The organism is Streptomyces sp. KMM 9044 (assembly GCF_024701375.2).
GTDB lineage: Bacteria > Actinomycetota > Actinomycetes > Streptomycetales > Streptomycetaceae > Streptomyces.
This window is the reverse complement of sequence record NZ_CP113910.1, coordinates 3,938,434-3,965,430: the sequence shown is the minus strand read 5'-3', so window position 1 is coordinate 3,965,430 and position 26,997 is coordinate 3,938,434. Positions and strand designations below refer to the sequence as shown.

Genomic DNA, 26,997 nt, shown 5'->3' with positions numbered 1-26,997 from the left:
CGGATCGGGGAAAGGGAAGTCAAGCGACCTCTGTCAAGATCTTTTCGGCCGTTCGTGGCCCGCGGCCGTCAGTCCAGATCGGTGAGGCGCCCGCCGGCGTCGGGCTGGGCGTCCTCCACCCTGCGCAGAAGGCGGGTGAGCACCTCACCCAGGGCGATCCGCTCCTCCGAGGAGAGGTCCTGGAGCAGGTCCTCCTCGAAACCCGCCGCCATGCGCATCACCTCGAGCCACTTCTCGCGGCCGGCGGATGTCGCCTCGACGATGACCCGCACGCGGTTCGTCTCGTCCCGTTCCCGGTTGACGAGTCCCTCCGCCACCATGCGGTCGATCCGGTGGGTCATGGCGGCCGGCGTGAGTCCGAGGCGCTTGGCGAGATCACTGGGACCCATGCGGTACGGGGCGCCGGCCAGGACGAGGACCTTGAGGACCTCCCAGTCGGCATTGGTGATGCCGAGCTCGGCGATCTGGCGGCCGTAGGCGACGTTCATGCGGCGGTTCAGCCGGGACAGCGCGTTGACGATCTTCTCGACCTGGGGGTCGAGGTCCTGGAACTCGCGCTGGTACGCGGCGATCTGCTCTTCGAGTGTCGGCTCGTTGAGGCCGGAGGTCTCGCCCATGGCCGCAGTATGGCACGCCACTCTTCACCTCGAAGCCCTTCGCATTGAAGTTGTTCGACGTGTACTCTTCACCTTCGAACTTTAGTCTTTAAGTCTTCACTCCTAACTTCCGAAAGAGGTGAACGTGACCAGGGCGATGGGCGCTGCGATGCGCCGGATCCACGTGGGCAACGCACTCAGTGCGTTCGGGCTCGGCTTCACCGTCCCCTACCTGTACGTCTATGTGGCGCAGGTACGAGGGCTCGGGGCCATGACCGCGGGGCTCGTGCTCGCCGTGTTCGCGGTGGCGGCGCTGATCGTGCTGCCGTTCGCCGGGCGTGCCATCGTCCGGCGGGGTCCGCTGCCGGTGCTGCGCGTCGCCCTGGTCACGGCCGCCGCCGGGGCGCTGAGCCTGGGCCTGTCGAGCGGCGCGTCGAGCGTGCTGGTGTCGGCGGCGGCGCTCGGGGCCGGGCAGGCCGTGATGCAGCCGGCACTGGCGACGATGATCGTGGACTGCTCCACGGCTCAGACCCGGTCGCGTGCGTTCGCCATGCAGTTCTTCCTGCAGAACCTCGGGCTCGGGGTCGGCGGTCTCATCGGAGGACACCTCGTCGACACGAGCAGAGCCTCCTCCTTCACCGTGCTGTTCTCGATCGAGGCGGCGATGTTCCTGCTGCTGGTCGTGGTGATGGCGACGGTGCGGATGCCGCGTTCGCCGCATGTCGAGGGCGCACCGGCTCCGTCGGCCAGGGGCAGTTGGAGACAGTTGAGGGGCAACCGCGCCATGGTGCAGCTGTGTGTGCTGGGCTTCGTACTGTTCTTCGCCTGCTACGGGCAGTTCGAGTCGGGGCTGAGCGCGTACGGGGTCGAGGCGGCCGGCATCTCGACGTCGACGCTGGGGACGGCGCTGGCGGCGAACACGCTGGCCATCGTGCTCGCACAGTTCGTGGTGCTGCGGTTCGTGGAGCGCCGCAGCCGCACGCGCGTGATCGCGTCGGTGGGGCTGCTCTGGGCCGTGGCGTGGGCCGTGGCCGGGTACGCGGGCCTCGGGAACGGCAGCCAGGCGATGGCGACCGCCGCCTTCGTCTCGACGTACGCCCTGTTCGGGCTCGGTGAGTCGATGCTGTCGCCGACGCTCGCGCCACTGGTCGCGGATCTCGCGCCGGAAGGACTGGCGGGGCAGTACAACTCGGCGTTCGCCCTGGTGAAGCAGCTCGCGCTGGCCCTCGGGCCGGCGGTGGGCGGGCCGATGGGAGCCTCGCTGCACGGGCCGTACATCGTGGTCTTCGTGCTGTTCTCGCTGGCGATCACCGTGCTCGCGCTGCGGCTGGGCCGACAGCTCACGGAGGTGCAGGACCGGCCGTCGACGGCGCGGAGCCTGGTCGTCGCCCAGGGCGGTACCGCACCGGCGGGCCAGTCCCCGGCGCACGCCTGAGAGCAACGACCCCGCACAGCGTTCCGCTCGCTACCGGGCGACCGGTTTCGGCAGGGCGAACTCGCACCAGACGGACTTGCCGCCGCCCGGGGTACGCCGGCTTCCCCAGTTGGAGGCGATCGTCGCGACGATGGCGATGCCCCGGCCGGACTCGTCGACGGGTTCCGCGCGGCGGCGACTCGGCAGGTGGTCGTCGCCGTCAGTGACCTCGACGATCAGCCGGCGGTCGGTGCGGCGCAGCCGCAGCCGCATGGGCGGGATGCCGTGCTGGAGGGAGTTGGCGACCAGTTCGCTGGTGGCCAGGACGCCCAGATCGTGCAGGTCGGTGGGGAAGCGCCAGCTGGTGAGCACGCCGGAGGCGAAGGCACGCGCGCGTGGAGCCGCTTCGACACCGCCCAGCAGGTCCAGGGCGGCGTTGTGGAACAGCTCGCTCTCCGGTCCCTCGCGGGCGGGGTGCTGGAGCACCAGTACGGCGACGTCGTCGTCGTGCTCCGGGGTCACGCCCGCCGAGCGGACCAGGCGGTCGCAGATCACCTGAGGGGTGCCGGTCGCGCCGGCCAGGGCGCTCTCCAGGGCGGCGATGCCCTCGTCGAGGTCCTCGTTGCGGCGCTCCACCAGGCCGTCCGTGTAGAGGACGGCGGTGGAGCCGGGGGCCAGGGGGATCGAGCCGGAGGAGTGCATCCAGCCGCCGGTGCCGAGCGGGGGGCCGGTGGGCTCGTCGGCGCGCTGGACGGTGCCGTGCTCGTCGCGGACCAGGATGGGCAGGTGGCCGGCGGAGGCGTAGACGAGGGTGCCCTCGTTGGGGTCGTGGATGGCGTACGCGCAGGTGGCGATCTGGTTGGCGTCGATCTCCATGGCGAGGCCGTCGAGCAGTTGGAGGATCTCGTGCGGGGGCAGGTCGAGGCGGGCGTAGGCGCGCACCGCCGTACGGAGCTGGCCCATGACGGCCGCCGCGCGCACGCCCCGGCCCATGACGTCGCCGATGACCAGGGCGGTGCGCCCGCCGCCGAGGGTGATCACGTCGTACCAGTCGCCGCCGACGGCGGCCTCGGTGCCGCCGGGGTGGTAGGTGGCGGCGATCCGCAGGTCGTCGGGTTCCTCGAGCTCCTGCGGGAGCAGGGAGCGCTGGAGGGTGACGGCGGTCTCGCGCTGGCGGCGCTCGCTCGCGCGCAGACGTTCGGCGGCCTCGGCGTGGTCGGTGACGTCGGTGGCGAAAACCAGCACACCACTGCCGTCACCCTGGGTGACCGGGGTGCAGGTGAAGGTGTAGGAGCGGCCGTCGGGGGCCTTGCGGGACTTGACCGTGCGGGACTTTCCGCTGCGCAGGACCTGGTCGAGGAGGGGCAGCAGGCCGAGTTCGTCGAGCTCCGGGAGCGCTCCCCGCGCGGGGGTGCCGACCGGGCGGGTGCCGAAGCGGGCCGTATAGGCGTCGTTGACGTAGGCGATGCGGTGGTCCGGACCGTGCACCAGGGCGACGAGGGAGGGGACGTGGTCGAGGACCTCGCGCACCCTGAGGTCGTCGACGGCGGGCACGGGCCGTGAATCCTCGATGAGTTGTTCGGCGCGGGCCGTGGGCACGGAGCCCTCTCCCCGCCGGTCCGGAGAGACCGCGTGCTCGCTGCGCTCTGCGGCGCGGCGCTGCGTTCCGGGGAGCCGGGCGCTCCAGCGGGTGAAGTTCACGAATCCTTGCCTCGTGTTAGTTGTCGGCGGCCGGGAAACGGGACCGGCCGGGGGCCCCTGGGCCGCACCGCGAACAGGCAGGAGCCCGCCCTCGGTGGTGGACCAGTCTGGCAGGCTGCCGACCGGGCCGACATCCGTCAGACGTCGGGCCGGTCCGTGGAGTTCCTGGGTGCGCTCAGGACGACCCCTTCGGGTTGTCCGGGGGGTCCTGAGAAGGCTTTCCACCGGCCGCGAGTTCGAACTCGGCCCGCGGGTGTTCGAGTGAACCCAGGGAGACGATCTCCCGTTTGAAGAGCCCGGCGAGGGTCCATTCGGCGGCCACGCGTGCCTTGCGGTTGAAGGTCGGGACGCGGCTCAGGTGGTAGGTGCGGTGCATGAGCCAGGCGGGGTAGCCCTTGATCTTGCGCCCGTAGACGTGGGCTACGCCCTTGTGCAGCCCCAGGGAGGCGACCGACCCGGCGTACGAGTGGGCGTACGTCCGAAGGGGTTCGCCGCGCAGGGAGTGCGCGATGTTGTCGGCGAGGACCTTCGCCTGGCGCAGCGCGTGCTGGGCGTTGGGGGCGCATTCCCGGCCGGGTTCCCCTGCGGTGGCGTCGGGGACGGCGGCGGCGTCGCCCGCGGCCCACGCGTGCGGGGCGCCCTCGACGGCGAGTTCGCCGGTGCACCGCAACCGTCCGCGTTCGTCGCGCGCCAGGTCGGTGGCAGCGAGGAGGGGATGCGGTTTGACGCCGGCGGTCCACACGACGGTGCGGGTGGGGAAGCGGGCGCCGTCACTGAGCACGGCGACGCGGTCGGCGCAGGACTCCAGGCGGGTTTCCAGGCGTACGTCGATGTTGCGGCGGCGCAGTTCGCTGACCGTGTAGCGGCCCATGTCCTCGCCGACCTCGGGCAGGATGCGGTCCGAAGCCTCGACGAGGATCCACTTCATGTCCTCGGGGCGGAGGTTGTGGTAGTACCGCGTGGCGTAGCGGGCCATGTCCTCCAGCTCGCCGAGCGCCTCGACGCCCGCGTAGCCGCCGCCGACGAAGACGAAGGTGAGGGCGGCGTCGCGGATCGCGGGGTCGCGGGTGGAAGAGGCGATGTCCATCTGTTCGAGGACGTGGTTGCGCAGCCCGATGGCCTCCTCGAGGGTCTTGAAGCCGATGGCGTGGTCGGCGAGACCGGGGACCGGCAGGGTGCGCGAGACGGAGCCGGGCGCGAGGACGAGTTCGTCGTACACCACCGCGCGGCCGCCGCCCTTCCCGCCGCTGCTGCCCGCCTCGTCGTCGGCGAGGGTGGTGACGGTGGCGACGCGTGCGGCGTGGTCGATGGCGGAGGCCTCGCCGATGAGGATGTGGCACCGGTCCAGGACACGACGCAGCGGTACGACGACGTGGCGAGGAGAGATGGCACCGGCGGCGGCCTCGGGGAGGAACGGCTGGTACGTCATGTACGGATCGGGGGTGACGACGGTGATCTCGGCCGCGCCCCGGGCGATCTCCCGTTTCAGCTTCCGCTGCAGGCGCAGGGCCGTGTACATCCCGACGTAACCGCCGCCGACAACGAGAATGCGCGCACGTTCCTTCACCATCCCATGACGCACCCGCCGCTCGCGTTTGTCCACAGCCCCGACGAATTGTGTGACTGGAGGCCGTGAGCGCGCCGAGCGGCCCCGATCGCCCGCACGGACGGCGTGTGCGCAGGTCAGCTGTGCTTCTCCGGTGCTTGCCCCGGGGTACATACGGGATCAATGTGCCCCGTACTCCGATCGGGGGGCGCTCCGTGCGGAACCTACCCCTTCTGAATTGACCCCCTCTCAACTATGTTCGTACGTCGACGGGGTGTAGGGGGATGCGCTCATTCGGGTCCGCGACAGGCGGATCCGGCCACCGGGCATGTTCCTCGAGCCCCGGCCATCTGTGGCGGGGAGTCTCCGGGGGGAGACGTCATCACCGGGGGAATACGTATGCATGTTCAGGATTCTCATTGGCCGTCCGCGTCCACCGTGGCGCCCGGCACCGCGCTGAGCGCGTCGCCGGGCCACGGACGCGGGGGAGGACCGCGCACGACACCGCTGCGCGTGGACGCGCAGCGCAATCTGGAGCACGTGCTGCGTGCGGCACGCGAGGTCTTCGGCGAGCTGGGTTACGGCGCGCCGATGGAGGACGTGGCGCGCCGGGCCCGCGTCGGTGTGGGCACGGTGTACCGGCGCTTCCCGAGCAAGGAGGTCCTGGTGCGGCGGATAGCCGAGGAGGAGACCTCCCGGCTGACCGACCAGGCGCGGACGGCGCTCGGTCAGGAGGACGAGCCGTGGTCGGCGCTGTCCCGCTTCCTTCGCACGTCGGTCGCCTCGGGCGCCGGGCGGCTGCTGCCGCCGCAGGTGCTGCGGGTGGGCGTGGCGGACGAGCACGACCACGCGCGCGTGCCGCAGCAGCGGTCGCAGCCGGCCGGCGCCGAGCTGCGGCTGGTTCCCGAGGAGGGACCGGCCTCCGCCGGGGAGGACGACGCAGGTGCGGCGCAGCTTCTCGATGTCGTCGGCCGGCTCGTGGAGCGGGCCCGTGGGGCGGGCGCGCTGCGTCCGGACGTGTCGGTGTCGGACGTGCTCCTGGTGATCGCCACCGCCGCGCCCTCGCTGCCGGACCCTGCCCAGCAGGCGGCGGCCTCGGCCCGGCTGCTGGACATCCTGTTGGAGGGCCTGCGCTCGCGCCCGGCGTGAGGGTGCGCGCGGCCGGCGGGGCCCGTCCGCACCGGACGGGCCCCGCCCTTCTTCCGAACAGGTGACTGTCCACACTCCTGTGCGACAGAAACCCCTCGGACAGGTAGAGGGGGCGTCCTGGGCCGTTCTGACCAAAAGCCAGTATGACATTATGACCTGTGGTCAGGACTGATGGTGCAGGTGGCGGGGGCTTCCGCGATGAGCGTTGACGGGCGGGACGAGTCGTACGGCGACGACGCCCCCGGGGAACAGAGCCCACCGCAGGTACCGGGACAGGAATGGCGCGCGAGCGTGCCCCCCGACGGCAGGGACGCCCCGGACGCCGTTGTCCCCGCCCAGCGCGACCGGCGTGAGGAGGGCGTCCCACTGCCCCCGCGCGAACTGCCGCCGTCCGACGCCGACCTCGTCGCCCGGCTCCGCGCGGGGGACGACTCGGCGTACGAGGAGCTGTACCGACGTCACGCGGACGCGGTGCGCCGGTACGCCCGTACCTGCTGCCGGGACGCCCACACCGCGGACGACCTGACCGCCGAGGTCTTCGCCGGCGTGCTCCAGGCGGTGCGCGGCGGCTCGGGCCCCGAGCACGCCGTACGCGCGTACCTGCTCACCTCCGTACGACGGGTGGCGGCATCCTGGACGCAGTCGGCGAAGCGCGAGCAACTGGTCGACGACTTCGCGGCCTTCGCCGCCCAGGCCGCGAGCCTGCCGACCGCCTCCGACGCCGGCACCCTGGAACTGGGCGCCGACGTAAGGACGATGCACGAGGCTGAACAGTCCTTGGCCATGCAGGCGTTCAGGTCGCTGCCGGAACGCTGGCAGGCGGTGCTGTGGCACACCGAGGTCGAGGACGAGTCGCCGAGCACGGTCGCCACGCTCTTCGGCCTGGACGCCAACGGCACCCGCGTCCTGGCCAGTCGCGCGCGCGAGGGCCTGAAGCAGGCGTACCTCCAGGCGCACGTCAGCGCCACCCTCACCGAGGACGAGGAGTGCGCCCGCTACGCCGACCAGCTCGGCGCGTACGCGCGCGGACGGCTGCGCACCCGTGCCGAACGGGGACTGCGGCGGCACCTGGACGAATGCGCGCGGTGCCGGCTGGCGGCCGTCCAGGTCCAGGAAGTCGCCGGCGGCATCCCTGCCCTGGTGCCCGTCGCCGTCATCGGCTGGTTCGGCGCCGCCGGATACGCCAAGGTGGCCGGTCTCCTCGCCGGAGGAACGGCCGCAGCCGGAGCGGCGGGCGGGGCGGCCTCCGGTACCGGTGGCTCGGGCGGGGCGGCCTCGGAAGGCCTGACCGCACCGGTGAAGGCGGGCCTGGCGGCCGGCGTGGTCGTGGTCGCGACGGCGGCGGCCATCGCCTTCGCCCTCTCGGGCGACGAGAAGCTTCCCGAGGAGCCGAAGGCCGCCCCGCCCGCCTCGTCGTCCGTGGTCCGCGAGGAAGCCCCGTCACCCCGGACGAAGGCCCCGGAACCGGCACCACCACTCCCCGCTCCGGCCTCCGCGCCGCCCGCACCGCCCGCACCGCCCGCACCGACTACCGCCCTGAAATCCGCACAGGCCCCGGCCCCGGCCTCCAAGCCGCCCTCGCCCCCCACATCCACGCCGCTCCCGAAACCCACGCCAACACCCACGCCAACACCCACGCCGCCCCCACGCCGACTCCGCCCCCGCCCGTGCCCCCACCCGTGCCGGCAGTCCACCAATGGAGCGAGCTCACCTACGACGTCAGCGGCGACGGCGACGCCCCCGAAATGCGCATCGGCGAGAGCGGCTGGGTCTGGCAGAGGTCGACCCTGTCCGTCGCCCGCCGGAGCTACTCCCCCGGCGTGACGGTCCACGGCCGCTCCTCCGTCACCATCGACCTGAACCGCCCGTGCAGCGCCTACGACGCGATGGTCGGTGTGGACGACCTGACGATGAGGCTGGGCAAGGTCACCTTCTCCGTCCACGCGGACGGCGTCCCCCTGTGGAACTCCGGCCGGATCAAGGGCGGCGACCCGGCGGTCCCGGTCCACGTGGACCTGACGGGCCGCAAGACCGTACGCCTGGTGGTGGAACCCCACAGCCACTTCGACAGCCTGGTCCTGGCCGACTGGGTCCAGTCCCGCTTCACCTGCACGTAGGTCCAACGGCCGGTTCAGCCGCGTACGGCTGCCAGGCCCAGTGGCCCACCGGCCTCACCACTGCGCGCGGCGTGCGGTCCCACCGGCCGGTGGGCAGACATCAGCCGCCCACGGCGGGAGCGCGACGGAGTGGGGTGTCCGCCCGCAGCGACCGGCGCGTCGACTCCGGTGCCCGCGCAGTCACCCGATTCCGCGCCGGACCGAGGACGGGCACCCCGCCCCGGCGCCGGCCCACAACGCACCGCAGGCGCCACACGCGCCCCCACCGAAGCCGCAGAGGCACCGCAGGCATACGCCCCACCGGCCGGCACGACTCCACGACCGCACCCGAACCAGACCTGTCCAGGCGACGCAGGCACCCGCGCCGCAGGCCCAGGCCCCCGTTCAAGCCCCGCGCGCCAACGCCCCCCGTTCCGGTGCGATCCCCCCGGGTACCGCCCGCTGCCGCCCGGGCGTCCCCGTCCAGCAGGTCCCCCGGCGCGCCAGCAGCCGCCGCAGCCAGAGCTCCAGCGCGACCAGATCCGCGAGCCCGTCCAGCGGCAGCGGTTCCCCCTCGGCGGCGGCCCGCAGCGCCTTGCGCACCACGCGGGCCTCGACCAGCCCCGCCTCCGCGAGCAGCGGCGTGTCGAACAACGTCATCAGGGTGTCCGCGGCGACCCGCAACCCGATCCGCGTCGCGGCGGCGGTGTTCGCCTGGGTCGGCGCCCCCCACCCGGCGGGCAGGTCCCGTACGCCCGCGCCTTCGAGCACGGTCCGCAGGACGGAGGCCCGCGCCCCCGGCTTCACCCGCAGCGCCTCGGGCAGCGCCCGGCACGCGCGGACGACCTGGTTGTCGAGGAACGGTGTGTGCAGCCGCTGGAAGCGGATCTCCGCGGCCTGCTCCAGTACCCGTACACCGGCCGCGTGCCGGGCCAGTGCCGCGCGCGCGCGGAAGTCGCCGGGCCGCTGCCCCGGCCCCACGTCGGACCGGCGGGTGGACGCCTGGAGGCGAACCGATACTTCAGCGAGCGCCTCGCCGGTCAGCCAGCGCGCCGCCGGCCCGGGTCTTCCCCAGGTCAGCAGGGCCAGCGAGGCGCCCGCCGCACCCCAGGGGACCCCGTCGTCCAACTGGTGGCGCAGCAGCTGATCCGCGAGGGTCTCGAGCCCCGTGCGGTACGGCGTACGGGCCAGGCGCCGGGCCGCGGCGTACACGCGCGCGGGCACCATCACGGACCCGTCGGCCTTCGCCAGCGCGGCGACGGGCCGCACGAGATGGCGCCGCTTGCGGTCCATGAGGAGGTCGGCGAGGCGCGCGGGATGCGCGTCGAGCACCTGCCGGGCCCCGTACCCCGTGAAGTGGTCGGCACTGCCCGCGGCCAGCCGTGCCCGATGCCGGGCGGCGGTGACCAGGGAGGGGGCCGGCTCGTCCGTGAGCGGCCCGTCGAGGCCGGCGTACGGCAGGGTGTCCTCACCGCCGGGGACGACCACGTGGTGCAGCCGGGGGTTGGCGGCCAGCGCCCCGGCGCGCGCCATCTCGTCCTCCCGCCCGCCGTGGGGTCCGCCGGCCGAACCGCTTCCCGTACCGCCACTCGCGCCGCCGGAGCCCCCCGCGAGATCGTTGAAGGTCACGGCGAGCAGCCGTTCCCCCGCGCCCGTGCCGTGCCCCAGCACGGTCCCCGGCATGCCCGGCAGCCCGGCGGCGAGCAGCGCCAGCGTCCCGGAGGCGGGCCCGCCGGAGAGGTCGGCCCCGATCCCGGGCACCGGCATTCCGCGCGCCGCGCGCCGTTCGGCGGGGCCCATGCCCGGCACGGGGCCGGGATCGATGTCGGCGCCTGGGACGTGCCGGGGCGCGGCGAGCCGGGTGCGGACGGCCTCGATCAGCGCGTCCCGGACGGCGTCCACCGCGCGGTCCGGGTCGGCGGTCGGCGCGGCGACGGCGAGCGAGACGACGGGCTCGTACCCGGCGATCTCGCGCGCCCCGGCTCGCAGGATCAGCGCGTGCCCCGGCGGAACACGCTTCACGCCGTCGTACGGGGTGGAGTCGTGGAGCGCGGCCGGCACATCGGGGGTGGCCAGGAGCGCGGCGAGGTGGCCGAAGTCGAGGTTGGCCTCGACGAGGTCGGCGAGCGGCAGCGCGGCGGTCGCGTACGCGGTGCCGCCCTCCCAGGGGGTGTGGAACACCGGCCGGGCGCCCGCGAGGTCGCCGCAGACGGTGACCCTGCGGCCCACCTGCACGACGGCGGTGTAGCTGCCCGGCCAGGCGGTCAGGTGGCGCAGCGCGCCGCCGCGCGCGGCGAACAGGGCGACGCGCAACTGTTCGTCGGTGGCGCCGCAGGTGCCGAGGACGGCGATCCGGGTGTCGGCGTCGCCGGTCACCACCCGCACCTCGTCGGGGCGCCAGTCACCGACCGCCCACAGCGGATCGGGGTCGCCCCACAGCGGGTGGGAACCCACCGGTTGCAGCGTCTCGCCGTCGGAGCCGAACGCCGGGGCGCCCGCGGTGGCGCTGCTCCATCCCACCAACCACCGCATCGACGCCTCCACAGGCTGTGGACAACCGGTGCACCGTACGCACCGGTTCACCCATGCTGCCACGACGGAGGCGCCCAGGAGGGGTGCCGGTACCGCATGCACTCCGTCGGATGCGCCCCGGCGGATACTTCTCTCCCCTTCCGAACACCCGCCCGAGGCAAGGAGATCGTTCGCCTGCGAACACGCACCCGCCGGCACCGCCGCGACGCGAATGCGCCCCCAGTGCGCCCCAAGAACTCCTAACGCGCCCTCAAATTCCATGGCGGACACGCTGAAAGACCCGGAACAGCGGGATCGATTTTCAGCCAATTCGGAGATGTGAGAGCAACCTCGAACACGCTCCGTACAGGCTCTGCGCACCGCCCGGCGGTCGCGCGGTCCGGGAGACGGAGTGCGCCTCCCGGACCGTTCCGCCGCCCGCGGGGATGAAGGCGGCGGTGTCCCCCAGCCCGCTGGATCCAGTACAGCGGGCCGACCCACGCACGGACCATGGAACCGCTCCCGCGATGGCCGGAGTAGAGCGCACGCACGGGCGCACGGCCACACGCCGGGAGCATGCCGCAACTACGCGTATCGGACCCGTACTTCAGTACGGACCACAATCCCGCCATCCGGAAGAATGCCCCTTAACGCTTGGGATGCGGCGAACTACGCTGGGTTTACGAATGCCGCGCGGTTATGCCAGGGCGGCAGCCGTCTGTGGCGAGGGGTGGCGCATGTCCAGGGAGCTACGCGGGCCGAACGAAAAGCTCGGCACCGTCCTCGCCCTCGCGGGTATCTCCAACGCGGGCCTCGCCCGGCGCGTCAACGACCTTGGCGCGCAACGCGGGCTGACCCTGCGCTACGACAAGACGTCGGTGGCGCGCTGGGTGTCGAAGGGCATGGTGCCGCAGGGTGCGGCACCGCACCTGATCGCCGCCGCCATCGGCCAGAAGCTCGGCCGCCCGGTGCCGCTCCACGAGATAGGCCTGGCGGACGCGGATCCCGCGCCCGAAGTCGGCCTGGCCTTCCCCCGGGACGTCGCACAGGCGGTGAAGTCCGCCACCGAGTTGTACCGGCTGGACCTGGCCGGCCGCCGCGCGGGATCCGGCGGCATCTGGCAGTCGCTCGCCGGATCGTTCGCGGTGAGCGCATACGCAACGCCTGCCTCGCGCTGGCTGATAACCCCGGCCGACAGTTCGGTCGCGCGCGAGGCGAGCCCCACGGAGGGCTCCGGCGCACCGGTCAGAGTCGGCCACAGCGATGTGCGCAAGCTGCGTGAGGCCGCCGAGGACGCGCGCCGCTGGGACTCCAAGTACGGCGGCGGCGACTGGCGTTCGTCGATGGTCCCCGAGTGCCTGCGGGTGGAGGCCGCACCCCTGCTGCTCGGCTCGTACGCGGACGACGTGGGCCGTTCGCTGTTCGGCGCCTCGGCCGAACTCACCCGGCTGGCCGGCTGGATGGCCTTCGACACCGGCCAGCAGGAGGCCGCACAGCGCTACTACATCCAGGCCCTGCGCCTGGCCCGCGCGGCGGCCGACGTCCCGCTGGGGGGATACGTCCTGGCCTCCATGTCCCTCCAGGCCACCTATCGCGGCTTCGGGGACGAGGGCGTCGACCTCGCCCAGGCCGCGCTGGAGCGCAACCGCGGCCTGGCCACGGCCCGCACCATGAGCTTCTTCCGGCTCGTGGAGGCACGCGCGCACGCACGCGCGGGCGACGCCCCGGCGGCCGGCGCGGCCCTGAAGGCGGCCGAGGGCTGGCTGGAACGTTCCCGCCCCGGCGACAGCGACCCGGTCTGGCTGGGCTTCTACTCCTACGACCGCTTCGCCGCCGACGCCGCAGAGTGCTACCGCGACCTGAAGGCGCCCCGCCAGGTCCGCCGCTTCACCGAGCAGGCGCTGTCGCGGCCGACGGAGGAGTTCGTCCGCTCGCACGGGCTGCGGCTCGTCGTCTCGGCGGTCGCCGAATTGGAGTCGGGCAACCTGGACGCCGCCTGTGAGCAGGGTGTGCGCGCGGTGGAGGTGGCCGGCCGCATCTCGTCCGCGCGCACCACGGAGTACGTCAGGGACCTCCTGCACCGCCTGGAGCCCTACGGCGACGAACCCCGCGTGGTCGAACTGCGCGAGCGCGCCCGGCCGCTGCTGATGACTCCCGCCTGACCCCGGCCGCCACCCCGACCGCCCCGTGTCGGCAGCCCGCGGCAGACCCTTGCCGCTGTGGGGTTTACGGGCGTTGTCAGTGGCGCAGTGCACTATCGGGACCAGGAGGTGGTGCGGGTGGCGCGGCGTGCGTACGACTGCGATGTGCTGGTGATCGGCGGCGGCATCGTCGGCCTGTCGACGGCGTACGCGATCACCCGCGCGGCGCCGGGCACGCGGGTCACGGTGCTGGAGAAGGAGTCCGGCCCCGCCCGGCACCAGACGGGCCGCAACAGCGGCGTCATCCACAGCGGCATCTACTACCGCCCCGGCTCCCTGAAGGCGCGGTACGCGGTGCGGGGCGCGGCCGAGATGGTCAAGTTCTGCGCGGAGTACGACATCCCGCACGCGGTGACGGGCAAGCTGATCGTCGCCACCGACCGGGACGAGCTTCCCCGCCTGCACGCCCTGGTCCAGCGCGGCCGGGAGAACGGCCTGACGGTCCGTGAACTGGGTGCCGCGCAGATCGCCGCGTACGAGCCGGAGGTCGAGGGCCTGGCCGCCATACACGTCGGCACCACCGGCATCTGCGACTACGCGGCGGTGGCCCGTCGGCTGGCGTCCGCGTCCGGCGCGGAGATCCGCTACGGCGCGCGGGTCACCCGCGTCGACCGCCGCGCGGACCTGGGCGTGGCCGCCCTGACCGCCGCCGGGGACGTCGTGCGCAGCCGGGTACTGGTGAACTGCGCGGGTCTGCACTGCGACGAGATCGCCCGCCTCACCGGCGACGACCCCGGCATGCGCATCGTGCCGTTCCGCGGCGAGTACTACGAGCTGGCCCGCCCGGAGCTGGTCCGCGGCCTGGTCTATCCGGTGCCCGATCCGGCGTTCCCGTTCCTCGGCGTCCACCTCACGCGCGGCGTCGACGGTGGCGTCCACGTCGGGCCCAACGCCGTACCGGCCCTGGCGCGCGAGGGCTACGACTGGCGTACGGTCCACCCGCGCGAGCTGGCCGCCACGCTGGCCTGGCCGGGTTCCCGGCACCTGGCCCGCCACCACTGGCGGTACGGCACCGGCGAGCTGCACCGTTCCCTGTCCCGGCGGGCCTTCACCGAGGCGGTCCGCCGGCTCGTGCCCGCGGTCCGGGAGGCCGACCTGGTGCCGGCCCCGGCGGGCGTACGGGCCCAGGCGGTCCTGCGCGACGGCACCCTGGCAGACGACTTCCTGATCCAGGAGACACCCCACGCGGTCCACGTCCTCAACGCCCCCTCGCCCGCGGCGACGGCGTCCCTGCCCATCGGGCGCGAGGTCGCCCGCCGGGCCCTGACCACCCTGGCCGCCCCGGACGGCGTACCCCGCTGAGGCAACCGCCCCCACCCGCCCCCGTCACCCACGGGACGACCACGGACCTGGGACCGCTCGGGACCGGCCCCACACCCGGCTCCCGGAACGCCGACGGCACCCCTGCCCGTCAGCCGCGAGGCCGCCCGCCACACCCTGACCACCCCGGACGGCGTACCCCGCCGAAGCAACCGCCCCCACCCGCCCCCGTCACCCACGGGACGACCACGGACCTGGGACCGCTCGGGACCGGCCGCACGGCCGATCCCGGAACCGACCGCGGAGCCCCCGCGCAACCCCCGTAAAATCGACAGCACTGTGTCTGACTCCGTAAACACCCCCGAAGTCCCCGCCCCGCACGCCGGGCACACGCCCGGCGTGTCGGTCCGCCGTACCCGGGAGAAGGGCGAGCCCCGCTTCCCGGACGGACCGAAGGCCGATCCCGCCGGGTCGCATTTCGAGCGCCGGATCCGGAGTTTCCAGCCACGCCGGAGCCGGGTCACCGCCGGGCAGGCGGACGCGTTGCAGCGGCTGTGGCCCCGGTGGGGCTTCGACGTCGACGGCAGGCGGCGCCTCGACCTCGCCGCCTTCTTCGGCAACGACCGCCCGGTCGTCCTCGAGATCGGCTTCGGCATGGGCGAGGCGACCGCGCGCATGGCCGCCGCCGACCCGGGCACCAACATCCTCGCCGTGGACGTCCACACCCCCGGCCAGGGCCATCTGCTCGGCCTCGCCGACCAGCACGGCCTGGACAACGTCCGCGTCGGCAACGGCGACGCGATCATCCTGCTGCGCGAGATGCTCACCCCCGACGCGCTGGGCGGGCTGCGCGTCTACTTCCCCGACCCCTGGCCGAAGAAGCGGCACCACAAGCGCCGGCTGATCCAACCCGCCTTCCTCGACCTCGCCGCGACCCGCCTCGCACCGGGCGCGCTCCTGCACTGCGCCACCGACTGGGAGCCGTATGCCGAGCAGATGCTCGAGGTGCTGACCGCGCACCCCGGCTTCGAGAACACCGCGGCGGACGGCGGTTTCGCGCCGCGTCCGGAGTCCCGGCCACTGACCCGTTTCGAGGGGCAGGGGCTGGACAAGGGCCATGTGGTGAACGACCTGCTCTTCCGCCGCGTACAGCACCTCGACCAGCCCGACCGGAACGCCGTCGGCGCCTGAGCCCACCCGGCGGTCCTGCGGGCAGCGCCGTTCCCTCGTTAGGGTCAATGCTGTGGCCATCAGCCGTCCGTACCCGACCCGGCCCGGCGGGTCCCCCGGTCCCGCAGGACCGGAGGACGGGTCCGCCCCGCGGCACGCGCACTGGTGGCAGCGGCCCTGGGTGCGGTACGGGGCGCTGACCGCCCTCCTTGCGCTCTCGGGCCTGGTCATCCTGGGCCTGGTCCGCGAGCAGACCGGCACGGAGGGCTTCCTGGCCGGGCTCGGCCTCGCCGTGCTGCCGGTGCCGCTGCTCGTTGCCGCCTTCCGCTGGCTGGAGCGCGTCGCGCCGGGCCCGTGGCGCAACCTCGTCTTCGCCTTCGCCTGGGGCGCCTGCGCCGCCGCGCTCATGGCGCTCGTCGCCAACAGTTTCGCCACACGGTGGATAGCGACGGAGACGGCCGACCCGTCCCGCGCGGACGCGCTCGGCGCGACCGTGATAGCCCCGGTCGTGGAGGAGTCCGTGAAGGCCGCCGCCGTCCTGCTGGTCTTCCTGTTCTGCAGACGCGACTTCACCGGAGTCCTCGACGGCGTGGTGATAGCCGGGGTCACCGCCACCGGCTTCGCCTTCACCGAGAACATCCTCTACCTCGGTACCGCCTTCGGCACCGACCAGCTCACCGGCGGCAGCGGCGTCTCCTCCGTCACCGCGGCGACGTTCTTCGTCCGCGTCGTCATGTCGCCCTTCGCACACCCGCTCTTCACGGTCCTCACCGGCATCGGCTTCGGAATGGCCGCGCTCGCCGCCCGGCGGCGCCGCCCGGTGCGCGTCCTGCTCCCGCTCGGCGGCCTGCTGCTCGCGATGGGCGTGCACGCCCTGTGGAACGCCTCCTCGGCCCTCGGCGGGTACGGCTTCTTCGCCGTGTACGCGGCGTTCATGGTGCCGTCGTTCGGCCTGCTGACCTGGCTGGTGGTGTGGACCCGGCAGCGCGAGCTGCGGACCGTACGGGAGGAACTGCCCGCGTACGTCAGGGCCGGCTGGCTGACCCCCGCACAGCCCTACGCGCTCGGCTCGATGCGGGCCCGGCGCATCGCCCGGCGGTACGCGCACCGGCACGGCGGCCGGGCCGCTGCCCGCGCGGTGGCGCAGTACGGGGCGTACGCGACATCGCTGGCGTTCCTGCGGCACCGGGGGCGCCGCGGCCGCGCGGACGCGGACTTCGTCGTACGGGAGCACGAACTGCTGCGCGAGATGTGGCACCGCCGCGACACGGCCCGCCCGGCCCTGGAGCACGCGGCCCGAGCCACCGCGCCGCCCGCCCCGCCCTGGCCGGTGTACGGGCCGTACGGGCCGTACGGGCCGTACGGGCCGTACGGCCCGTACAAAGGGTACGGCGCCGTGGACCCCGGCCACCCGGCGTCCGGGCCGAACCCGTACGCGTACCGCCCCTGAAACGCCGGACCGGCAGTCCTGACGTCGGGGGGTCGTCGTCAGGACTGCCGGGGCTGTGGCTGCGTGGGGTGCAGGGCGCGAAGACCGGCCGGGGCCGGGGTCTCAGACGGTGAGGCCCTTCGACTGCATCCAGGCCATCGGGTCGATGCCCGAGGCGGAACCGGCCGGGTGCACCTCCATGTGGAGGTGGGCCCCGGTCACGTTGCCGGTGGCGCCGACGCGGCCGATCACATCGCCGGTGTTGACCTGCTGGCCGACACTGACACTGATGGAGGACTGGTGGGCGTACCAGATCTCGGTGCCGTCGTCGAGGGTCAGCACGGTCTTGTAGCCGTACGAGCCGTCCCAGCCGGCGGAGGTGATCGTGCCGGTGTGGACGGCCTTGAGCAGGGTGCCGGTGGGGGCGGCGAGATCCAGGCCCGTGTGCTGGCCGGAGGACCAGTAGGCGCCGGCCTGACCGAAGGTCGAGGAGATGGTGTACGAGGAGGTGGGCAGCGTGTACTGCCTGGCCAGTTCGGCGAGACGCTCGGCCTCGGCCTTCTTCGCGGCCTCCTCCTCCGCCTCCTTCTTCGCGGCGGCGGCCTTCTCCTCGGCCTCCTTCTTCGCGGCGGCGGCCTTCTCCTCGGCCTCCTTCTCCGCCTTCGCGGCGGCCTCGGCGGCGGCCTTGTCCTCGGCCTGGCTCTGCTGTTGCTCGACCTGCGCCATGATCCGGGCGCGCAGCACCTCGCCGGCGTCGGAGGCACTGCCCTGCTCGGCCTCGTCGGCGACCGCACCGATGCTGCTGAGCGGGGTGGCGGAGCCCTCAGGGGTTTCCTCGTCGGAGATGAGGGAACCAACAGAGGGAAGGTCCGGCACGGAGATGGAGACCGGCGGCTTGCCGGTCTGGGCGCTGGCCATGCCGCCACCGGCGACAGCGGCTATGACACCGACGCCCAGAACGGTGGAGCTACGGGCGAGGCCTCCGCCGCGCTGCTTGCCGACACGATGCCGGCCGCGCACGGGACGAACGGACTCCTCGGTGGGGTTCCACTCCTCGAAGGGGCCCTCGTCGGCGCGGATGCCGCCGTAGCCGAAGGTGTCGCTGTCGCGCCGGCTCGGCGTGAAGGGGGCCTCGGGGGCAGGCCGGTTGGACGCCACGTGGGGCGCACTCCTTTCCTTCCTTCTCGCCTACCGGGTTAGCTGACGGGTTCGGAGCAGGAAGGTCTCCTACGCGCGTATACCGCCCGTGTCTCCACGGGCGCATCCGTGCGATTCACCCCAAGATGTTGGTTCCCCGGTTCCCTTGCGGGATTCGGCGCGTGCGCACGGAGCCGACTCGTGTGACGGCTGGGACGACCGCGCTGCGTTATCGAACGTTAATAGACGCGAGGGCCGTATTCCAAGCCGTTCTTCTTGATCGTTAACGATTCCCGCACGGACTTAAGCGCCACGGATGGCCAAAACCGGGCGAGTCGACTTCACCGTCCTCGTCACACTCGGGCTGACGATGCGTCAGTTGTCATGCGCAACGAGGCGACCCGGTCACCTGGGGTGACATCTGCGCGGAACCACCCCGGGACGCGCTCCCGAAACGGGACGGACGCAAACGGCCGAGGGCCGGAACCCCTTCGGATTCCGGCCCTCGGCCTTCAGTAGCGGGGACAGGATTTGAACCTGCGACCTCTGGGTTATGAGCCCAGCGAGCTACCGAGCTGCTCCACCCCGCGTCGTTGTGTTCACCAGCATACGGCATCCGCGGGACACTCCGCACACGGGTTGCCGCCGCCCCGCGTCACCCGCCGATCAGATGGCCGTTCGGCGCCTCGGCGGCCTCCTCGTGCTCCGGCAGAACGACGACCAGGGCGCCCTCCGCGGTCAGCACCCCGCTGCCGTCGGCGCCCGTCACGAAGGTGTCCGGCTCCCGCCACGCGGTGACCACCCGCCGTACCCCCGCGTCCAGGATCAGCCGGGCACAGGACACCGGGCGGGAGGCGCGGCGGGCGCAGGGTTCCAGACTGGAGTACATGGTGGCGGTCGTGAGCCGCGGGTCCGCAGGGTCGATCCTGGCGAGGGCGGCCTCCTCGGCGTGCACCACCGGATCGCCGCCCTCGCGGGAATGGCCCCGTGCCAGCTCGGTGCCGTCGGCCGCGACGACCACCGCGCCCACGCTGAACGCCGTCTTCGAGGGCGGGCACCGCCTTGCCCGTTCACAGGCGAGAGCCAGCCAGTGGTGGTCGGCGGCGACGGGGAGCGGGCCGGCGCCGGGGGCGGTGGGCTCGTAGCGCATGAGGACGACGTCGCCGATCGGCCGGGTCTCCAGCAGTCGCAGCCGGCCGCCCTGGTAGGTCCCGGGCCCGAAGAGGCGGGCGGCGTCCGGGTCGCCGACGAAGAGCGGGGCGAGGACCAGTTGGAGCTCGTCGGCGAGACCCTGGGTGAGGAGCTGGGTGTGGATCAGGCCGCCGCCCTCGACCATGAGCCGCCGTACGCCGTACACGTCGTACAGGTGCGTCAGAAGGCGGCGCCAGTCGAGCTCGGCGCCGAGTGGCACGACGTCGGCGGCGAGACCGTGGGCGCGGGCGCGTTCGGCGCCCTTGCCGGTCGTGTAGAGGACCTTCGCGCCACCGGTGTGCCAGAACCGCGCCGCCGGGTCCAGGTCGCCCGAGCCACTGACGGTGACCTTCAGCGGGTAGGCGGGCCTGCCCCCGGCGGTCCGGGCGGCACGCCGCTCGGGCGCGTTGACCAGCAGCCGGGGGTTGTCGGCCCGGATCGTGCCGGCACCGACCAGGATCGCGTCCGCCGACGCCCGTACCTCGTCGACCCGGTCGAAGTCCTCCGGGCCGGACAGCAGCAGCCGCTCGGGACCGGTGTCGTCGAGATACCCGTCGAGCGAGACGGCGGCGGACAGCAGGACGTACGGGTGCGGCATCGACGGTGCTCCTGACGGGGACGGCGGACGGGGCGGGGCGGGACCGGCCCGGGTGAAGAGAGTCTTGCACCCGGTGTGTTCCCGCGCGGGGGGAAGCCGTACGGTGTGCCACCGCCACGTGGCGCGAGACCGTACGGCGTGGAAACGCGCGGCGCCCCCGCCGCACCCGGCAACCGGCCCGTGATGAGGGCCCTTCCCCACACCTCATGGGTGTCGTCCGCCACCCCGTTTGGGTGGTGTCACGGATGGCGGGCGCCCGGGGCCGGATATGAGCGTGGAGGAACACCGGGCCCCGGCCCCGGCACACACCGGCCGGGGCCGCTCCGCACCCGGGAACGTACCGACCGCGGCCCCGCGCGGCGAAGAACCCCCACCGACACGAAGGGGCAGTCCCCACTCGGGTCGGTCGAGCAGATCCCGCTCCGTCCCCGTGCTGTGGAAGGTGGTGACCCGTGGGACATGCCGACACTCTGCTCGCCATGGGCGGCGCGTTCCTCGCCGCAGCGTTCCTCGCCCGCCTCGGCAGCCGGATCGGGCTCCCGACGATCCCCGTCCCCCTGTTCATGCTCGCCGGCATTCTGCTCGGCCCGCACACACCGGGGCTGGTCCTGGTCGGGGACGCCCACGACTTCTCGATGCTGTCGGCGCTCGGTCTCGTCCTGCTGCTCTTCTACCTCGGCCTGGAGTTCCACCTCGACGACCTGAGACGAGGCGGCAAACAGCTCATCAGCGCCGGTGGCATCTACCTGGCGCTCAACGTCGGCGCCGGGCTGGGATTCGGGTTCGCCCTCGGCCGGGGAACGCGGGAGGCCCTGGTGCTCGCCGGGGTGCTCGGCATCTCGTCCTGCGCGATCGTCACGAAGATCCTCATCGAGCTGGGTCACATCAGCCGGCCCGAGACCCGGCTCCTCCTCGGTGTCACCGTCGTGGCCGCCATGGCCACCGGCGCGGGGCTCGACGACCGGCTCACGCCGTTCATCGCCGGATACGTCCTCGTCCTCGCCGTGCTCGGCCCGGTGCTCGCCCAGCAGTCCCGTCTGCTCGCGCACGCCCTGCGCGCCGCCCAGGCACGGCTGCCCGACTGCGGCTCCTCCCGGGACGCCGGGCCCGGTCCGGGCGCCGGTCCCTCATCGGGCACGGGGCTCCCCCCGGGCCTGGACGCAGCCCCCGACGGAAACCCGGACGCCGGACCCGTGCCCGGACGGGAGCCCGCCGAAGCCGAGCGCTAGGGCCCCGGCCGCCGGGCCCCGGAGAACAGAAGCGCCCGGTCAGGGTTCGATCAGTCCCACCCGGATGGCGTACCGGGTGAGTTCCAGCCGGTCCTTCAGGTCGAGTTTGGCCGGCAGGATCGCGCGGTGGCGCTCCACGGTCTTGGGGCTGATGACGAGGAGGTCGGCGATCTGCTGCGAGGTGTTCCCCTCGGCGACCAGCTTGAGGATCTCCTCCTCGCGGTCGGTGATGGCCTTGGCGGGCAGGTTCCGGCCGTCCCGGGCGAGCTCGAGGTAGTTGCGGATGAGGGCGTTGACGGCGCCCGGGCAGAGGAACGGCTCGCCTCGCATGGTGGCCCGGCAGGCTTCCACCAGGTCGCGGTCGGCGACCCGCTCGAGCTGGAGCAGGACGGCGGTGAGGCTCTGGCCGACCTCGTCGTGCAGCTCCTGGGCGGTCCGGCGGCGTTCGTCCTCCTGCGCGGACAGCGCGCGGGCGCTGCTCGCGGCGCGTTCGTCCTCGAGCCGGTCGAGCATCGTGTTGTACGTACTGATCAGCTCGGCGATCTCCCCGCGCCCGGTGACCTCGGGGCGCGGTCCGGAGCGGAGCAGATCGGTGGTGGACATGGCGCGGGTGACGCGCTGGAGCGGGGCGAGGCCGACGCGCAGCAGCAGCACGTTCGCACCGAGCATGGCGGCCAGTCCCACGGTGAGCACGAACGCCTCGGTGAGCAGGACCGGAGTGGAGACGGTGACCGGTCCGAGCAGCAGGACGGTGGCCACGATCAGCACGACAGCGTTCAGCAGGAAGATCCGCCAGAACAGTGGCACCCGCTACCACCTCCTCACCGGCTCGTCCGGAACCGGCCGTCTTCGTACGGCCGTCCTGCTGTGCTTGTGCCCCGGCACGGCCGCGGTGCTGTCCCGATGCCGCCCTGGTCTTTCCCCGGTACCGCCGTGACCCGGCCCTGCGCCGGGTACTGCCGGACAGGGCCCTGTCCGGCAGGCATGCAGCCCGGCGCGGCCCCGCTGCCGTGGGCTGCCGTGGGCTGCCGTGGGCTGCCGTGGGCTGCCGTGGGCTGCCGTGCCGCGGAGCTGTGGACGGCCCCCGTGACCGGGGGCGCGGGCACGGGCACGGGCCGCCGGGACCCAGCGTGAGCGCCGACCCGGCGGATCGCCATCCGTGACAGTCCCCATTTTTCCCGTGGGTGTGCGGTGCCCGGCCGGTCCGTATACAGCCCGGGCCCCGCGAAGATGAGGACTGCCCCTGATGGTCCCGGGGCCCCGGGACAGGTGATCCTTGAAGTGGCATCAGGCCCGTGCACGCCGAACGGCCCCCTGCCGGACGGGTGATGACCTCGGCGCACGGGCAAACTCCCAAGGTCGGCCCGGTGGTGGAGTGCCGAGTTCTCGAGAGCCGTCGGTTCACTTCTTCGCTCCGGGCGTCGGTGCCCACGACCGTCGACGCCCGGAGGCGCTGCTTCGGAGGTGGCGGCCGGCCGTCTCACCGCGCTGCCACCCTCCGGGAAGGAGGAGACGTGCCCCAGTCCGACGACAAGCGCCTCGTCGATCTCACGGCCCGAATCGAGCAGGACGACCCGCGTTTCGCACGCTCCATGTCCAGCGGGCGGCCCACCCGGCCCCGCGAGTACCGACGCGCACGCGCCTGGTGGGTGCTGGGGGCCGGCCTCGTCCTGCTGACCACCGGTCTGATCGTGCCCGACGGGCTGCTCATCGCGACAGGTCTGGTGCTCAGCGGAATCGGCGTGCAGTTGTTCGACCCGTACCCGCCGCAGGGGGGCGGCCCGGAGCGGCAGTCGGCCCGCTGAGAGCGTGGGCCTAGGGGATCGTTCCACCTCCACACGCGCCGCTTCGTCATGTCGTGCGACGTTCTTCCCGACGCACCCCGGTTTGAGGTGCGCTAAAATTTTTATCAAGCGCTTACGCTCTATTGAGCAGCGTTCTGCTCTTTCGTCGAGTGGTGAACTCTGCACGTTGAGTGCTGGGCACCGAGTGCGCCGCGTCCTGGGTGCCGCGTACCGATTGCCGAGCGTCGCCGACCGGTTGAACCGATGAGAAGAAGAACGGGGGCGTGGGATGGGTCGGGTGATCTCCGTACGTGTCGACAACGCCGCCCGCGACGGCGTCCCGGATATCGGTGGCGCCCTCTGCCGCCCGAGCAGCGGCCCAAGGCGCTGAAGCACCCTTCACCAGCCTCGAACACCGTCGGCTCCCAGCCCGGCAGCAGCCCACGCCGCGCCCCCGCTCCCCCGGCCCGCCCGGTCCGGGGCACTGCGGGCACTCCCGCCCCGTAGGGGCACTCCCGGCTCGCCCCCGTCACCCGTAGCCAGGGGGCCCTGCCCCCCACCCCAAAAGCCCTTCCCCAGACACCGCACCCGCCGTCCCGGCACCCGCTCATCAGGCACAGACGCCGACACCGCACCGATCCACGGAGGTCAGACGCCCGTGCACGACACCACCACCATGCTCATCGAACTCGGAGCGATCATCCTCGCCCTCGGGCTGTTGGGCCGTCTCGCCGGACGGGTGGGCTTCTCCCCCATACCTCTCTATCTCCTCGCGGGGCTCGCCTTCGGCCACGGCGGCATCCTGCCCCTGCAGGCCAGCGAGGAGTTCGTCGCCACGGGCGCCGAGATCGGTGTCATCCTGCTGCTGCTGATGCTCGGGCTGGAGTACAGCGCGTCGAGCCTCGTCACCACCCTCAAGACCCAGTACCCCTCGGGCGCCGTCGACTTCGTCCTCAACGCCGCCCCCGGCGCCGTCACCGCGCTGCTCCTGGGCTGGGGGCCGGTCGCCGCCGTCGCCCTCGCCGGAGTCACCTGGATCTCCTCCTCCGGGGTCATCGCCAAGGTGCTCGGCGACCTCGGGCGCACGGGCAACCGTGAGACGCCGGTCATCCTGTGCGTCCTGGTCATGGAAGACCTCGCCATGGCCGTCTACCTCCCGGTCCTCGCCGCCCTGCTGACCGGGGCGAGTCTCGCGGGCGGCAGCATCACCCTGCTGATCTCCCTGGGAACCGTCGGCGCCGTCTTCTACGTCGCCCTGCGCCACGGACGCATCATCAGCCGCGCGGTCTCCTCCGACAACCCCGAGATGCTGCTGCTGGCGGTGCTGGGGCTGACCCTGCTGGTCGCGGGGGTCGCCCAGCACCTCCAGGTGTCGGCCGCGGTGGGCGCGTTCCTGGTCGGCATCGCCCTGTCCGAAGAGGTCGCCGAGGGCGCGCACGGTCTGCTGTCCCCGCTGCGGGACCTGTTCGCGGCGGTGTTCTTCGTCTTCTTCGGGCTGCACACCGACCCGTCCGCCATCCCGCCGGTGCTGCTCCCGGCGCTCGCCCTGGCCGTCGTCACCATGCTGACGAAGATCGCCACCGGCTGGTGGGCCGCCCGCCGCGCGGGCATCCCGTCCAAGGGCCGCTGGCGGACCGGCGGCGCTCTGGTGGCGCGCGGCGAGTTCTCGATCGTCATCGCCGGTCTCGCCGTCGGCACGGAGCCCCGGATCGGCCCGCTGGCCACGGCGTACGTCCTGCTCCTGGTCGTCCTCGGCCCCCTCAGCGCCCGCTGGACCGAACCGCTGGCCACCCGCCTCACCCGCCGCCGCTCGCCGGACACACCGCAGACCACCCCGGCCGACCGGTCGGAACCGGCCCACGCGAGCGGCTGACCGCCGACACGGTGCAGGGCCGGACAACCCGCCCGTGGACGTCCCGACCGTCGGGACGAGGCACCACGACCCCGCCGCCCTCGCACCCCGGCCCTCATCGACCGGCCACCGGAATCCGGCCATCGGCACCCGATCCCCCGGCCTGGCGGCCCCGACGGTGCGAAAATCAGCCCGGTCACGCACTCCTCGCCCGCCGGGGCTCAAGCGCGCCCACCACCGGCTGCCCCCACCTGCCGGGCCGGCGCCGGGGAGCGCCGGAAGGGGAGCGTCAGCATGGTCGAGTGGGTCGCCCTCGGCACCGGTCCGCAGCCGGTGCCCCAGCCCGTCGCCACCCCACTGGTGTGGACCGGTGCCTTCGGCGGCGCGTTGGCGGTGGTGGTCCTGCTCCACACGGTGGCGGGCCCGGGCCACCCCGGGCTCGCCCTGGCGGCCCTGTCCCTGCTCGCCGCCGGCCTCGGCGGGTGCGCGCGGTTCACCGCGGCCCCCGGCACGGCGCTCCTGTGCTGGCTGTTCCTCAACGGCCTGACCATACCGCCCGCCGGCGCCCTCACCTGGACCGGCTCCAGGGACACGCTCTGGCTCGGCTGCCTCCTCGCGGCCACCGTCGCCGGCACGACCGCCGCCCGCCTCACTCACGCCCGCGCGGCCTACCGCCGCCTCACGGCGTGACCGGAACGGGAAGTCACGGGCGCCCGGACCTCGTTGAAGAACGCACCTTCCTGCCCCCGTAGCTCAGCTGTCACAGCGAACGGTCGGGCGGTGTCTTGAGGTCGACCCACTGGAAACGGTCGAACCCCTGAGACGACGGAGACACCATGACTGAGAACACCCATGTGGTCGTGATCGGCGGCGGATACGCCGGCGTCATGGCGGCCAATCGCCTGACGCGGCGCGACGACGTAGCAGTGACCCTGATCAACCCGCGCCCGGACTTCGTCGAACGGATCCGCCTGCACCAGCTGGTGGGCGGGTCCCACGACGCGGTCGTCGACTACCGGGACGTCCTGGCCGACGGCGTCCGGCTGGTGGTCGACACCGTGACCCGGATCGACACCGCCGGGCGCGGCGTGGCGTTGGCGACCGGCGGCACGGTCGGCTACGACCACCTGATCTACGCGGTGGGCAGCGGCAACGCCGGCCCGGCTGTGCCCGGAGCGGCCGAGTTCGCGTACCCGATCGCCACCCTGGAGGCGGCAAAGCGGCTGCGGCCGGTCATCACCGCCGCTCCCGCGACGGCCGCGGTGACGGTGGTCGGGGCCGGTCCGACCGGCATCGAGACCGCCGCCGAACTGGCGGAGGCCGGCCGCGCCGTGACCCTGGTGTGCGGTGAGGTACTCGGCCCCTACTTGCACCCTCGGGGCCGGCGGTCGGTGGCCCGGCGGCTGGCGGCACTCGGGGCGACCGTACTCGAAGGCCCGGACGCGAGGGTGACGGCGGTGACGCGCGACACCGTACGGCTCGGCGACGGCCGGGAGCTGCCGAGCGAGGTGACCGTCTGGACCACCGGATTCGCCGTACCGGACCTGGCAGCCCGCAGCGGGCTGAGCACCGACGCCGTGGGCCGACTGCTCACCGACGAGACCCTGACGTGCGTGGACGACGCGCGCATCGTCGCGGCCGGGGACTCGGCGTCACCGTCGAACCTGCCGCTGCGGATGAGCTGCCAGGCCGCGATGCCGCTGGGCGCACGGGCGGCCGACACGGTGCTGAGCCGTATCGCGGGAGAGCAGCCGTCCCCCCTCAACCAGGTGTTCGCCGGCCAGTGCATCAGCCTGGGCCGACGCGACGGCATCTTCCAGTTCGCCCACAGGTACGACGTCGCGATGTGGCTCCACATCGACGGCCGCCCCGGCGCGAAGCTCAAGGAGCTCGGGTTCAAGGGGATCGTGAAGCACCTGTCCGACGAGGCACGCAGGCCCGGCTCGTACAAGCTGCACCGCGTCCCGGGAGGCCCCAGGCGCCGGCAACTGCTGGAGACCGGGCCCGGCAGGACACCGGCCTCACGCCAGAACGAACCCGCCTGAACGGCTTTCCCTCCTCCGAACACCGCAGCGCCCCGAGCGTGTTCAACCGGTCGGGGCGCTGCACAGCAGGTCGGAGAAGGTTTCCCTC

The 26,997-nt window shown here is 73.1% G+C and carries 17 protein-coding genes, 1 tRNA gene, 2 pseudogenes and 1 riboswitch; of the genes and pseudogenes, 12 read left to right on the top strand and 8 right to left on the bottom strand.

Going from position 1 to position 26,997, the window contains the following annotated elements:
* Positions 1–68 precede the first annotated feature (68 nt).
* On the bottom strand, positions 69–617 hold the full coding sequence (locus HUV60_RS17875) for a MarR family winged helix-turn-helix transcriptional regulator (protein ID WP_257848271.1): 549 nt from the start codon (positions 615–617) through the stop codon (positions 69–71).
* Between the two features lie 136 nt (positions 618–753).
* On the opposite strand from HUV60_RS17875, the gene HUV60_RS17870 reads away from it, so the two are divergent.
* Positions 754–2,031: an MFS transporter gene (locus HUV60_RS17870; protein WP_257850137.1), complete on the top strand. Its 1,278-nt coding sequence runs from the start codon at positions 754–756 to the stop codon at positions 2,029–2,031.
* A gap of 30 nt (positions 2,032–2,061) precedes the next feature.
* Here HUV60_RS17870 and HUV60_RS17865 read toward each other — a convergent pair whose 3' ends face one another.
* Together HUV60_RS17865 and HUV60_RS17860 are read right to left on the bottom strand one after the other, a co-directional pair.
* The gene (locus tag HUV60_RS17865; RefSeq protein WP_257848270.1) at positions 2,062–3,711 is read right to left on the bottom strand and encodes an ATP-binding SpoIIE family protein phosphatase; all 1,650 of its coding nucleotides are present in this window, start codon (positions 3,709–3,711) and stop codon (positions 2,062–2,064) included.
* A 175-nt stretch (positions 3,712–3,886) separates the two neighbouring features.
* Positions 3,887–5,281, bottom strand: a complete 1,395-nt coding sequence (locus HUV60_RS17860; protein WP_257848269.1) for an NAD(P)/FAD-dependent oxidoreductase — start codon at positions 5,279–5,281, stop codon at positions 3,887–3,889.
* 375 nt (positions 5,282–5,656) lie between these two features.
* Here HUV60_RS17860 and HUV60_RS17855 point away from each other — a divergent pair, with 375 nt between their 5' ends.
* Together HUV60_RS17855 and HUV60_RS17850 are read left to right on the top strand one after the other, a co-directional pair.
* Positions 5,657–6,406 (top strand): TetR/AcrR family transcriptional regulator, encoded by a 750-nt coding sequence (locus HUV60_RS17855; RefSeq protein ID WP_257848268.1) that lies wholly within the window; start codon positions 5,657–5,659, stop codon positions 6,404–6,406.
* A 198-nt stretch (positions 6,407–6,604) separates the two neighbouring features.
* A pseudogene (locus HUV60_RS17850) lies at positions 6,605–8,523 on the top strand (sigma-70 family RNA polymerase sigma factor).
* A gap of 384 nt (positions 8,524–8,907) precedes the next feature.
* On the opposite strand, the gene HUV60_RS17845 reads toward HUV60_RS17850, so the two are convergent.
* Positions 8,908–11,034, bottom strand: a complete 2,127-nt coding sequence (locus tag HUV60_RS17845) for an asparagine synthase-related protein (protein WP_257850322.1) — start codon at positions 11,032–11,034, stop codon at positions 8,908–8,910.
* A 716-nt stretch (positions 11,035–11,750) separates the two neighbouring features.
* Between HUV60_RS17845 and HUV60_RS17840 the strand changes: the two genes are divergently transcribed.
* The 4 genes from HUV60_RS17840 to HUV60_RS17825 all read left to right on the top strand — a co-directional run bounded on the left by HUV60_RS17840 (position 11,751) and on the right by HUV60_RS17825 (position 17,094).
* A complete protein-coding gene (locus HUV60_RS17840; RefSeq protein ID WP_257850323.1) occupies positions 11,751–13,175 on the top strand; it encodes an MFS transporter in 1,425 nt (474 codons plus the stop codon).
* A gap of 117 nt (positions 13,176–13,292) precedes the next feature.
* A complete protein-coding gene (gene lhgO, locus HUV60_RS17835) occupies positions 13,293–14,516 on the top strand; it encodes an L-2-hydroxyglutarate oxidase (RefSeq protein WP_443047331.1) in 1,224 nt (407 codons plus the stop codon).
* A gap of 297 nt (positions 14,517–14,813) precedes the next feature.
* The gene (gene trmB, locus HUV60_RS17830) at positions 14,814–15,665 is read left to right on the top strand and encodes a tRNA (guanosine(46)-N7)-methyltransferase TrmB (protein ID WP_257850324.1); all 852 of its coding nucleotides are present in this window, start codon (positions 14,814–14,816) and stop codon (positions 15,663–15,665) included.
* A gap of 52 nt (positions 15,666–15,717) precedes the next feature.
* Complete coding sequence (locus tag HUV60_RS17825; protein WP_443047329.1) at positions 15,718–17,094, top strand: PrsW family intramembrane metalloprotease; 1,377 nt, start codon at positions 15,718–15,720, stop codon at positions 17,092–17,094.
* Between the two features lie 102 nt (positions 17,095–17,196).
* Here HUV60_RS17825 and HUV60_RS17820 read toward each other — a convergent pair whose 3' ends face one another.
* From HUV60_RS17820 to HUV60_RS17810, 3 genes are all read right to left on the bottom strand, one after another.
* A complete protein-coding gene (locus tag HUV60_RS17820; protein WP_257850326.1) occupies positions 17,197–18,231 on the bottom strand; it encodes a M23 family metallopeptidase in 1,035 nt (344 codons plus the stop codon).
* A gap of 12 nt (positions 18,232–18,243) precedes the next feature.
* A riboswitch (cyclic di-AMP (ydaO/yuaA leader) is annotated at positions 18,244–18,401 on the bottom strand.
* A gap of 325 nt (positions 18,402–18,726) precedes the next feature.
* Positions 18,727–18,800: transfer RNA gene (locus HUV60_RS17815), tRNA-Met, on the bottom strand.
* A 65-nt stretch (positions 18,801–18,865) separates the two neighbouring features.
* Positions 18,866–19,999: a dihydrofolate reductase family protein gene (locus HUV60_RS17810; protein WP_257850327.1), complete on the bottom strand. Its 1,134-nt coding sequence runs from the start codon at positions 19,997–19,999 to the stop codon at positions 18,866–18,868.
* Positions 20,000–20,451: 452 nt separating this feature from the next.
* Here HUV60_RS17810 and HUV60_RS17805 point away from each other — a divergent pair.
* A pseudogene (locus HUV60_RS17805) lies at positions 20,452–21,069 on the top strand (cation:proton antiporter domain-containing protein); the annotation flags it as partial.
* 198 nt (positions 21,070–21,267) lie between these two features.
* Here HUV60_RS17805 and HUV60_RS17800 read toward each other — a convergent pair.
* Complete coding sequence (locus HUV60_RS17800; protein WP_257850329.1) at positions 21,268–22,035, bottom strand: LuxR C-terminal-related transcriptional regulator; 768 nt, start codon at positions 22,033–22,035, stop codon at positions 21,268–21,270.
* Between the two features lie 707 nt (positions 22,036–22,742).
* Here HUV60_RS17800 and HUV60_RS17795 point away from each other — a divergent pair.
* The 4 genes from HUV60_RS17795 (at position 22,743) to HUV60_RS17780 (ending at position 26,909) form a co-directional block, all read left to right on the top strand.
* Entirely contained in the window at positions 22,743–23,033 is a 291-nt protein-coding gene (locus tag HUV60_RS17795; RefSeq protein ID WP_257850330.1) for a DUF3040 domain-containing protein, read from the top strand.
* 637 nt (positions 23,034–23,670) lie between these two features.
* Positions 23,671–24,885 (top strand): cation:proton antiporter, encoded by a 1,215-nt coding sequence (locus HUV60_RS17790; protein WP_257850331.1) that lies wholly within the window; start codon positions 23,671–23,673, stop codon positions 24,883–24,885.
* A gap of 273 nt (positions 24,886–25,158) precedes the next feature.
* Positions 25,159–25,554: a hypothetical protein gene (locus HUV60_RS17785; protein ID WP_257850332.1), complete on the top strand. Its 396-nt coding sequence runs from the start codon at positions 25,159–25,161 to the stop codon at positions 25,552–25,554.
* A gap of 146 nt (positions 25,555–25,700) precedes the next feature.
* On the top strand, positions 25,701–26,909 hold the full coding sequence (locus HUV60_RS17780) for an NAD(P)/FAD-dependent oxidoreductase (RefSeq protein ID WP_257850333.1): 1,209 nt from the start codon (positions 25,701–25,703) through the stop codon (positions 26,907–26,909).
* Positions 26,910–26,997: the final 88 nt, after the last annotated feature.